Here is a 10,165-nt window from a genome sequence, read left to right as displayed (position 1 = left end):
CGGCGTTATCGGACAAACTCGTCCAAGTCGTTGCGCTGGTTGTCCGATTCATCGGCGTTATCGGACAAGCATACCCAAGTCGTTGCGCTGGTTGTCCGATTCTTCGGCGTTATCGGACATTCGCTGGAAATAGTGCGCAAACTAAGCCTTCTGCTGCCGGCAATTCCATGAAACTGAATTGAAAACACAATTTCAGCGCAGAACTGTGTTAGAATTTGAGTATAAATAGGGATGGGTAAGAGGAGGCGTTCGGGTTTTGGATGTAATGGTTGTGTTTGGCAGGATGATCATGCTGGTGTTGATCATGTTCGTGGGGTATCTGGCGACGGTCATGAAAGTTTTCGATAAGCACGCCAATGCCAATTTCGCGGCATTGATCACTTATGTCACGGTGCCGGCGCTCGTCATCGCTTCCGTTGAGGGCGCAGGGGACGTGGGTACGAAATCGGACACGCTCTTCGTCCTGCTGACGGCAACGCTGATGTATCTTTTCACGGCTGCCTTGGCGAAGCTCAGCCCGCGTTTGTTCCGGGCGAACGAAGAAACGGAAGGTATCATCGAGTTCCTGACCATCTTCACGAATAACGGCTTCATGGGGCTGCCGGTCGTTCAGGCTATTTTCGGCACCGGCGCGCTTTTCTATGCTTCGCTGTACGGCATCCCCAACAACCTGCTGATTTACTCGTTGGGCGTCTTCCTGATCGCGAAAGGCTCGAAAAAGTCGCGGGCAAGCTGGAAAGCAATCCTGCTGAATCCGGGCAACCTCGCTTCGCTGTTCGCGGTTTTCGTTTTCCTCTTCGACATCAAATTGCCGGCATTGGTGATGGACACGGCCACCAGCATCGGGAACATCACGTCCCCATTGGCGATGATCATCATCGGAGCCTCTTTGGCGGACATCGACATCCTTGGCGCCTTCAAGGAATGGAAAATCTATCTGTTTGCGTTCTACCGCATGATCGTGATTCCGCTTTTTCTTTGGTGGGCTACGAAGGGCATCCTGACGAATCCGACTATGCTGGGGATCCTTGTCATCATCGCGGCCATGCCGGGCCCGGCGATGGCTGTGGCACTGTCGATGCAGTACAAAGGCAACACCGCCTTCGCGACGCGCTATGTTTTCATTTCGACGCTGCTCTCGGTGTTCACGATCCCGTTTTTGGCCGCCCTGCTCTTTTAATCTGAAGATATACCGAAAGAACGCCCACTCCGCGAACCGTGCGGAGTGGGCGTTCTTTGTGTTTTTGGATAATGCGCTATTTGAATTTTTTGGTGATATAAGGATTCAGCCAACGATACAACAGGGTGGACAAGAAAGCCCCGACGAGACCTTGCGCGATGTTCAGCGGGAAGGAAGCGATCGCTGCCCCGAAACCGAACAGGATTGTGTCCCCGATGGCGTATCCGATCGCCATCCAAATACCGGCGATCACTGTGGCCACCAACGGTTTCTTGTGGTCCATTTTCTGGAACAACCAGCCAGCAAGGAACCCTTCCAGACCCTTCACGACAAACGTGATTGGCGCATAAAAGGCGTAACCGGCGAACAGATCGGCCAGCATGCTGCCGAGTGCGCCGACGAAGAAGCCTGCGCTGCCTCCGAAGGACAGACCTGCCAACAGGAGAACCATGTCGCCCAAGTTGACGTAGCCGTAAGGGATCGGGATGCGGAACAATAAGGTCATGACGACAGTAAGCGCCATAAATAAGGCCAAAACAACCAATCTGTAAGTACTGCTTTTTTCAGTTTTCATGCGACTCGCCTCCAAGCATTATGTATAATTATAGCCCTTATGCAAAAGTTTGCACTCTTTTTCTCATCATTTTCACAATATTTTCAAAATGACGGAAAAATGAGAAAATCCGATGAAAAGATGATAGAATGGGGATAATTGAGTTTGCAAAGCAAAGGGGTGCAAGAATTTGAGTCAACCGAGAGTACTGATTATCCAAGATATTTCCGCTAGCTGCCGCATTTCCATGAATGTGGCGGTGCCTGTCGTCAGTTGCCTGGACAATTGGGTCAGCATCCTGCCGACAGCGCTGTTGTCCACCCACACAGGAAAAGAATTTGAAGGCTATACCTTTTTGGACCTGACCGAGGAAATGGGGGGCATCCTGCAGCATTGGCAGTCATTGGGCATCAAATTCGACGGCATCCTGATCGGCTACTTGGGTTCGCATCAACAAATTGACATCGTGCGCGGGATCATCCGGACGTTTGCGGCCGAGGATGCCCACATCGTTCTCGATCCGGCGATGGGCGATCAGGGCGTGCTCTATCCGGGTTTCACGCTTGAATATGTGGATGAGATGGCGACGCTCTGCAATGAAGCGACGGTGATCACGCCGAACGTGACCGAAGCCTGCTTCTTGACCAAACGCCCCATGTTGAAGAAGCCCTACAAGGAAGCGGAGGTCGCGGAGTTATTGGCCGCTTTGCGGATCCTGAATCCGCAAAGCATCGTGCTGACGGGGGTTGCTTTGGAACAGGAAACAATCGGTGCCGTCTGCGTCAGTCGAGATGAGCCTGAAGCGCACCACGCGTTCGCCAAACACTTTCCCGGCCATTATGACGGTGCGGGCGATCTGTTCACAAGCGTCATCGCGGGGCTGCTTTTCCAGGAGCTGCCGCTGACCGCAGCCACCGAAACGGCCGTCCATTACAACAGCATGGTGATCGAACGCACGCTGAAAAGCGGGCGCGAACTGCATTACGGTGTCCAATTCGAAACGGATCTGCCGTATCTGATCGGACAGTTGCGCAGATACAAACCGGCAGAATAGATGAAGTTGTCCAAGAATCTCTCGGAAAGAAGCGTGAAAAAAATGAAAATAGAAACTGTAGCCATCGTCGGGTTGGGTGCGTTGGGGATCCTCTACGGTCACCACTTCACGAAAGCCGTCGGGAAAGACCGCGTGCGCATCGTCGTCAACAAAGAGCGGATGGCGCGCTACCGGGAGCAAGGCATTTCCTTCAACGGAGAGCCCTGCGATTTCCAATACGTCGACGAAACGGATGCCAGCCTGGTGCCGGCTGACCTGGTCATTTTGGCCGTGAAAGGGACCCAACTGGATGAAGCGATCGAAACCGCCCGCAATCAGGTCGGACCGGCTACGACGATCATCTCGGTGCTCAATGGCATCTCCAGCGAAGAAGTCATCGGCGCGGCTTTCGGCGGCGAGAAGGTCGTCCACTGCGTAGCTCAAGGGATGGACGCGCTCCGCACCGGCAACGATGTGAAGTCTGTCCATATCGGCGAACTGCGCATCGGCATCGACACTCCCGAAAAACAGGACCGTTTGGATGCAGTGGCGGCTTTCTTCGAAGAAACGGCCTTGCCGCACGTAGTCGAAGCGGATATCCTGCACCGCATGTGGGCTAAATTCATGCTGAATGTCGGGGTGAACCAAGTGCTGATGGTGAAGGAAGGCACTTTCCAGGACATCCACAAAGAGGGACCAAACCGGGAACTGATGATCGCCGCCATGCGCGAAGTTCTTCCGATTGCCCAGAAGGAAGGCGTCAACTTGACCGAAACCGATCTGGAGAACGATTTAAGGATCATCGATGGACTGACGCCGCTGGGGATGCCGTCGATGCGCCAGGACGGCATCGCGAAACGGCCATCGGAAGTCGAACTTTTTTCCGGCACAATCCTGAAAAAAGCCAAGAAATACGGCCTGCCTGCACCGACGAACCAGTACCTCTACGACCAGGTCCAAGCCATCGAAGCGACCTACTGATAGTACCGATCACTTGGCCTTCGCGGGCGAAGGCATCAAGCCCTCGCTTGCGGGGGCTTTTGCATTGTCGCTGAAGATTCAAGCGGCGCCGGATGATTTTTGGCGATTCCAGCTCCGGCAGGGCCCTCCTCGCCGGAGCTGGGGCGAGCGCAACTCCTCCACCTCCGACGAGCCTTCGCTCGGCGGAGGACAGCCTGCGATTTCGCGCCCAGCTCCGGCCAACATTCGCTCACAGGAGCAGAGCAAATCACCGGAACCCCAACTCCTTTGAGAAGGGCGCTCACCGGAGATTAACCCGGCGCCGCCAGCATTTTTTTGTTATAATGGAAGCATTCATCTAATATCCGGCAAAAAGCACGAATAAAAGGAGCAAAAATCATGACACAAGAACAACTGAAAAATCGAGCGGACGTCCCTGAGGCATTGACTTGGGATGTGACCGCCCTCTATAAAACTAGAGCAGACTTCGAGGCCGCTCTAGCAGGACTGAAGGAGGCGACCGCGGCCTTCACTACGACATACGAAGGCAAACTCACGGATGCCAAAACGATCCTAGCCGCGATGAAGGAATACGAAGCGATCATCGAAACCGCGACCTTGGTGGATCACTACGCGATGATGCCGGAAGCGACCGACCTGACCGATCCGGACAATGTCGAACTGTCGCGCCAAACAGCGAACGCGATGGCGGACATCAGCGCCCAGCTGACTTTTTTTGAATCGGAACTGATCGGCTGCGACACCGCTGTCCTTGATCAAATCGTGGCGGAAGAAGCGCGTTTCGCTTCCTATATCCGCCACATCAAAAAGAACAAGCAGATCCAGCTGGCTCCTGAGGTCGAAAAGGCCTTGGCCCAATTGGCACCGACGTTGGATGCGCCCAGCGCCATCTATGAGCAGGCCCGTCTGGGCGACATGGATTTCGGCACATTCACGGCCGAAGGGAAGGAATATCCGCTGAGTTTCGTGCTCTATGAGGATTATTACATGTACCACGACGACACGGCGATCCGCCGCGCTGCGTTCGACAAATTTTCGGCAGTCCTCAGCGATTACGAGAACGTGGTCGCAACGGCCTACTATACCCAGCTGCAGAAGGAAAAGACGCTGGCGACGATGCGCGGCTTCGGTTCCGTGATCGACTATCTGCTCTACGGCCAGGAAGTGACGCGCGAACTGTATGACCGCCAGATCGACACGATCATGAACGACCTGGCGCCGGTCATGCGGAAATACATCACGCATCTGAAGGAAATCCGCGGACTGGACAAAATGACTTATGCCGACTTGAAGATCTCGCTGGATCCTGAGTACTCGCCGCAGGTTTCGATCGAGGAATCGCAGGTGATGGTCAAGGATGCCATTGCGGTACTGGGCCAGGATTATACCGACCGGATCATGCAGGCTTATCCGGAGCGCTGGATCGATTTCGCCCAGAACATCGGCAAATCGACCGGCGGATTCTGCACGAGCCCATACGGAACGCACCCTTACATCCTGATGTCATGGGCGAACCAACTTTCCGATGTCTATACGCTTATCCATGAGCTGGGCCATGCCGGCCAGATGATCCTTTCGAACGAAAACAACAGCGTACTTGGCTCGGAGCCGTCGCTGTATCTGATCGAAGGCCCATCCACCTTCAACGAACTGCTGCTGACGGAATCGTTGGCGCGCAAGAGCACGGATGCGCGCATGCAGCGCTTTGCGTTGACGAAGATGCTTTCCGATACTTATTTCCACAATTTCGTCACGCATCTGCTGGAGGCGGCCTACCAAAGGGAAGTCTACAACCTGATCGACGCGGGCAAAAGTTTCGATGCAGGCAAATTGAGCGAAATCAAACGAAGCGTGCTGGAGCGCTTCTGGGGTGACGCTGTGGAAATCAACGCAGGAGCCGAACTGACATGGATGCGTCAGATCCATTACTACATGGGGCTGTATTCCTATACCTATTCGGCCGGCCTGACGATCGCGACGCAAGCCTTCCTGCGCGTCAAAGCTGGAGAAGAGGGCGCTGTTTCCGACTGGCTGGCATTCCTGGCGCTCGGGGACAAATTGGAATCCGCCGAGGCCGCAGCCTTGGCAGGCGTGGACATCAAAACCGATCAGGCGCTGCAGGACACGATCCATTATCTGGACGAAGCGGTCGATCGGATCATCACACTGAGCAAAGAGCTTGCTTAAGAAAGAGGAAAACATGGACGGAAAACTGAGAAAAAACATCAAAATCGGCGCTTTGGTCGATATCGTCTTGAAGAAAGACCAACGCACAGGGAAACTGACAAGAGGGCATGTCAAACGATTGCTGACGAACAGCCCCAGTCATCCGCACGGCATCAAAGTCATGCTCGTTGAAGGCGATCAGGTCGGACGCGTGCAACAGATCGTGGATGAAGCATAAATTGGAGTGAAAAATGAGAAAAGAAGCGAGTGATCGCTTGTTTTCTCAGAAAAGGGAAACATATGAAAATCCGATGATAGTTTTTTTGTTGACAGTTCTTTTCAAATCTTATATTATGATTTCATACCACAACTGAATAAAACAAAGTCAGTGATGAAGAGAGTAGATTTGAATATTTTCTCCAGCGAGCCGGGGCAGAGTGGAAGCCCGGCAGTAAAATATCAGATTGAAGCGCACTTCGGATGACGAAAAGGTGAACATTGAGTAGCCTTTTACGCACTTTATGCGTTAATTTAATCGAGGTGGATTTGTTGTTTCACAGCAGATCAACTAGAGTGGTACCGCGGAATCAAACATTGACCCGTCTCTTGTAGCAATACAAGGGGCGGTTTTTTCATACCCGGATGACGGGGGATGGATCAATAATTATTTTAAAAAGGGGATTACATACAAATGGATTTATCATTTCTGGAGACCTATCTGCCGGTCTACTATCAAGGAGCAGGCTATACGATCGGCCTTTCGATCAGTGCGATCGTATTAGGGGTCATTTTGGGGACAGGATTGGCATTGATGAGAATGTCGCCGAACAAAATCCTCAGCTGGCTTGCCTATGGCTACATCCAAATCGTGCGCGGCACGCCATTGATGGTGCAATTATTCATCATTTATTACGGACTATATGTCATCAATATCGAATTGCCTGACTTCCTTTCCGGCGTCATCGCCGTTTCGTTGAACTCGGCAGCCTACATCGCCGAAATCATCCGCTCCGGTATCCAAGCTGTGGACAAAGGCCAGATGGAAGCCGCCCGCTCGATCGGGATGAGCAAAGCGATGGCCATGCAAAAAATCATCTACCCGCAAGCGATCAAGAACATCCTGCCTGCTTTGGGTAATGAGTTCGTGACACTGATCAAGGAAACATCGATCGTTTCCGTGCTTGGCTTGCGCGACTTGATGTTCGCCGCCAACACCGTCCGCGGTGCGACCTTCCTGCCGTTCGCGCCATTAGTGGTCGCTGCCGTGATGTACTTCATCATGACGTCGATCGTCTCCAAATTGGTGGACATTCTAGAAATGAGGTTGAAACAAAGTGATTAAAACAGAAAAACTGACGAAGTCCTACGGCGACAAACAAGTCCTGAAGGGCATCGATGAACAAATCAAAGCAGGAGAGGTGGTCGTCATCATCGGCCCATCAGGCTCCGGGAAAAGCACCTTTTTGCGCTGCATGAATCTGCTGGAGGAACCGACATCCGGCAAAGTGATCTTCGAAGGCCAGGAAATCAATAAGAAGGGTGTGAACATCGATTCCATCCGCACGAAAATGGGCATGGTGTTCCAAAGCTTCAACCTTTTCCCGCATCTGACGGTGCTGGACAACATCATGATCGGACCGACACAAGTCAAAAAAATGCCGAAAGACAAAGCCGAAGCGAACGCCAGAAAACTGTTGGCGCGCATGGGCATGTCCGAAAAAGCGGATGTCTATCCGCAATCTTTGTCGGGCGGACAGAAACAACGGATCGCGATCGCGCGGGCCTTGGCGATGGAACCTGACATGATGCTCTTCGACGAACCGACATCCGCGCTTGACCCGGAAATGGTCGGCGAAGTGCTGCAGGTAATGAAGGATCTTGCTTTGGAAGGCATGACGATGGTAGTCGTGACGCACGAAATGGGCTTCGCGAAAGAAGTCGGCGACCGCATCCTGTTCATGGATGAAGGCCAAGTGATGGAGCAAGGCACACCGGATGAGATTTTCAATCATCCAAAAAATGAGCGGACAAAGGATTTCTTATCGAAAGTCCTATAAAAACAAAAAACATATTTGGAGGGGTTAAGATGAAAAAAGGATTATTGAAATTGGCTTTGGGTGCGATGAGCATCCTGGCTTTGGCGGCATGCGGCAACACAAGCGAAACAGCGGACAGCTCCGCAACAGATTCAGCAGCTACAACAACGACAGATAAATTGCAGGAAATCAAGGACAGCGGCAAATTGGTAATGGGTACATCCGCGGATTATCCTCCATACGAATGGCACCTTGTTAAAGACGGTAAAGATACAGTAGTCGGTTTCGACATCGATATCGCGCAAGCAATCGCCGATGAATTGGGCGTTGAGCTGGAAGTCAAGGATATGGACTTCGACGGCTTGATCCCGGCATTGTCCACAGGCAAAATCGACATGATCATCGCCGGCATGAACCCGACTGAAGAAAGAAAGCAAAGCGTTGACTTCACTGACATCTACTACACACAAAAAGACGTATTGGTGATCAGATCATCAGACGCTGCAACCATCACATCTGAAGATTCGTTGAAGACTGCTGCATTGGCAACACAAAAAGCGACAATCCAAGAAGACTACCTGTTGGAAAACTTCCCGGATGCTGAAATCCAATCCGTTCCAAAATGGAACACAGCCATCATGTCTTTGACAACCGGAAAAGTGGATGCTGTCTTGATGGTTGAAACTGTTGCGAAACAATTTGTTTCCCAAAATCCTGATTTGATGATCGCCGAATTCGACGTAAACAGCGAATTGAACCAATCCGCAATCGCAGTCGCTAAAAACGGCGGAGATTTCCTTGAAACAGTCAACGGCATTTTGACTGAAATGCAGGAAAGCGGAAAAATCGAAGAATTGATCCAAGTCAATACACAATTGATGGAAGACAACACAGCAGAATAATAACGGACCAAACCAATAAAAGTGCAAGGGTGCTCTGAAAAGGGCATCCTTTTTTTAAAGGCAATTTGAAGAATCTGGAGGAATCACGATTGAAAAAAGGGTTTATGAGGATGGTTCTGGGAACGATGAGTCTCCTGGCTTTGGCAGCATGCGGAAACACGAACGGAATCGGGAACAGCGCTGCGACGGACGGAAGCAGCGCCCTGCAGGAAATCAAGGACAGCGGCAAACTAGTCGTCGGAACCTGTGCCGATTATCCCCCGTATGAGTGGCATCTTGTGCAGGACGGAGAAGACAACATCATCGGCTTCGATATCGCTATCGCCCAAACCATTGCGGATGAACTGGGGGTCGAGCTGGAAGTCATAGATATGGACTTTGACGGTCTGATTCCGGCCTTGTCCGCAGGCGAGATCGATATGGTCATCGCCGGCATGAACCCTACGCAAGAAAGAAAAGAGAGCGTCGATTTCACGGACATTTATTATACTCAAAAGGATGCACTGGTGATCAAGTCGGAGGATGCGAAGGAAATCCGCTCGGAAGACGATCTGAAGAAGGCCAGACTGGCGACGCAAACGACGACGATCCAGGAAACGTACCTGCTGGAAAACTTCCCGGATGCGGAAATCCAGTCCGTGCCGAAATGGAACACGGCCATCCTGAACCTGGTGACCGGCAAAGCGGATGCCGTACTGATGGTGGAGACTGTAGCGAAACGATACGTCGAAGAGAACGAAGGGCTTGAACTCGCCGACTTCGACGTCGCCAGCACGCCGAACGAGTCAGCCATCGCCGTCGCCAAAGGCAGCGATGATTTCCTTAAAATGCTGAATGACCTCTTGGATGAAATGGAAGACAGCGGCAAAATCGAGGAGCTGATGCGCACGAATATTGAGATTATGGATGAGAACGCCGGGGTTTAGTTAAAGATATGCATGAAGGGCCGTCTCGATTTTCGAGGGGGCCCTTTGTCTGGCGGTGTGCCCGGCATGGGTGATAACTTGGTGGTGAAAGTCCACTACAGGCTTTGCAGTAGGAACTGTTAGCGAAGGACAAGGGTGTCCACCGTGAGGTGGAATCTGAAGGAAGTCGGACGCAAACACTTGCACTGACGAACAGAAATCTCATATGAGGCTGTATGGAGACGGACGAGCTTGCCGCACATAGCAAAGTCCTATACTGCACAAATCTCCTACAGTAAATGAGGCAGTGACATGAGTGGAAGGTTATCATTCTTACCCGGGGAGGTCTCGCTAGCAGGACTCCCTGTAGTAACAACGAATAGCGAGAAGTCAGCAGAGGTCATAGTAG

10 protein-coding genes and 1 other annotated feature are annotated in these 10,165 nt (G+C 51.9%); of the genes, 9 read left to right on the top strand and 1 reads right to left on the bottom strand.

From position 1 onward, the window contains the following. Positions 1–265 precede the first annotated feature (265 nt). Positions 266–1,180: an AEC family transporter gene (locus BMX58_RS10895; RefSeq protein WP_239420595.1), complete on the top strand. Its 915-nt coding sequence runs from the start codon at positions 266–268 to the stop codon at positions 1,178–1,180. A 76-nt stretch (positions 1,181–1,256) separates the two neighbouring features. On the opposite strand, the gene BMX58_RS10890 is transcribed toward BMX58_RS10895, so the two are convergent. After that, on the bottom strand, positions 1,257–1,754 hold the full coding sequence (locus BMX58_RS10890; protein WP_068624207.1) for an ECF transporter S component: 498 nt from the start codon (positions 1,752–1,754) through the stop codon (positions 1,257–1,259). A gap of 169 nt (positions 1,755–1,923) precedes the next feature. On the opposite strand from BMX58_RS10890, the gene BMX58_RS10885 reads away from it, so the two are divergent. The 8 genes from BMX58_RS10885 (at position 1,924) to BMX58_RS10850 (ending at position 9,777) form a co-directional block, all read left to right on the top strand. Continuing rightward, the gene (locus tag BMX58_RS10885; RefSeq protein ID WP_084253994.1) at positions 1,924–2,787 is read left to right on the top strand and encodes a pyridoxamine kinase; all 864 of its coding nucleotides are present in this window, start codon (positions 1,924–1,926) and stop codon (positions 2,785–2,787) included. A 42-nt stretch (positions 2,788–2,829) separates the two neighbouring features. Further along, positions 2,830–3,747, top strand: coding sequence for a ketopantoate reductase family protein (locus BMX58_RS10880; protein ID WP_068624209.1), 918 nt, complete (start codon positions 2,830–2,832; stop codon positions 3,745–3,747). A 378-nt stretch (positions 3,748–4,125) separates the two neighbouring features. Next, positions 4,126–5,934, top strand: a complete 1,809-nt coding sequence (pepF, locus tag BMX58_RS10875; RefSeq protein WP_068624212.1) for an oligoendopeptidase F — start codon at positions 4,126–4,128, stop codon at positions 5,932–5,934. Between the two features lie 13 nt (positions 5,935–5,947). Continuing rightward, positions 5,948–6,151 (top strand): YwbE family protein, encoded by a 204-nt coding sequence (locus BMX58_RS10870; protein WP_068624213.1) that lies wholly within the window; start codon positions 5,948–5,950, stop codon positions 6,149–6,151. Between the two features lie 141 nt (positions 6,152–6,292). Continuing rightward, positions 6,293–6,523 (top strand) — a binding site (T-box leader). Positions 6,524–6,604: 81 nt separating this feature from the next. Beyond that, on the top strand, positions 6,605–7,255 hold the full coding sequence (locus BMX58_RS10865; RefSeq protein ID WP_068624215.1) for an amino acid ABC transporter permease: 651 nt from the start codon (positions 6,605–6,607) through the stop codon (positions 7,253–7,255). Then, the gene (locus BMX58_RS10860; RefSeq protein WP_068624218.1) at positions 7,248–7,970 is read left to right on the top strand and encodes an amino acid ABC transporter ATP-binding protein; all 723 of its coding nucleotides are present in this window, start codon (positions 7,248–7,250) and stop codon (positions 7,968–7,970) included. Before BMX58_RS10865 ends, BMX58_RS10860 begins: the two co-directional genes overlap by 8 nt. Positions 7,971–7,999: 29 nt before the next feature. Beyond that, a complete protein-coding gene (locus BMX58_RS10855) occupies positions 8,000–8,851 on the top strand; it encodes a transporter substrate-binding domain-containing protein (RefSeq protein ID WP_068624219.1) in 852 nt (283 codons plus the stop codon). Positions 8,852–8,940: 89 nt separating this feature from the next. Beyond that, on the top strand, positions 8,941–9,777 hold the full coding sequence (locus tag BMX58_RS10850; protein WP_084253995.1) for a transporter substrate-binding domain-containing protein: 837 nt from the start codon (positions 8,941–8,943) through the stop codon (positions 9,775–9,777). Positions 9,778–10,165: the final 388 nt, after the last annotated feature.

The organism is Trichococcus ilyis (assembly GCF_900109135.1).
In the GTDB taxonomy this organism is placed as follows: Bacteria; Bacillota; Bacilli; order Lactobacillales; family Aerococcaceae; genus Trichococcus; species Trichococcus ilyis.
Note: the sequence above shows the minus strand (reverse complement) of the source record. Positions and strands in the feature narration are given on the sequence as shown.

Excerpts from the sequence above, each read along its gene's own strand:
- BMX58_RS10870 (WP_068624213.1), top strand. The coding sequence starts at position 5,948 with ATGGACGGAAAACTGAGAAAAAACATCAAAATCGGCGCTTTGGTCGAT.
- BMX58_RS10895 (WP_239420595.1), top strand. The coding sequence starts at position 266 with ATGGTTGTGTTTGGCAGGATGATCATGCTGGTGTTGATCATGTTCGTG.
- BMX58_RS10855 (WP_068624219.1), top strand. The coding sequence starts at position 8,000 with ATGAAAAAAGGATTATTGAAATTGGCTTTGGGTGCGATGAGCATCCTG.
- pepF (WP_068624212.1), top strand. The coding sequence starts at position 4,126 with ATGACACAAGAACAACTGAAAAATCGAGCGGACGTCCCTGAGGCATTG.
- BMX58_RS10880 (WP_068624209.1), top strand. The coding sequence starts at position 2,830 with ATGAAAATAGAAACTGTAGCCATCGTCGGGTTGGGTGCGTTGGGGATC.
- BMX58_RS10865 (WP_068624215.1), top strand. The coding sequence starts at position 6,605 with ATGGATTTATCATTTCTGGAGACCTATCTGCCGGTCTACTATCAAGGA.
- BMX58_RS10890 (WP_068624207.1), bottom strand. The coding sequence starts at position 1,754 with ATGAAAACTGAAAAAAGCAGTACTTACAGATTGGTTGTTTTGGCCTTA.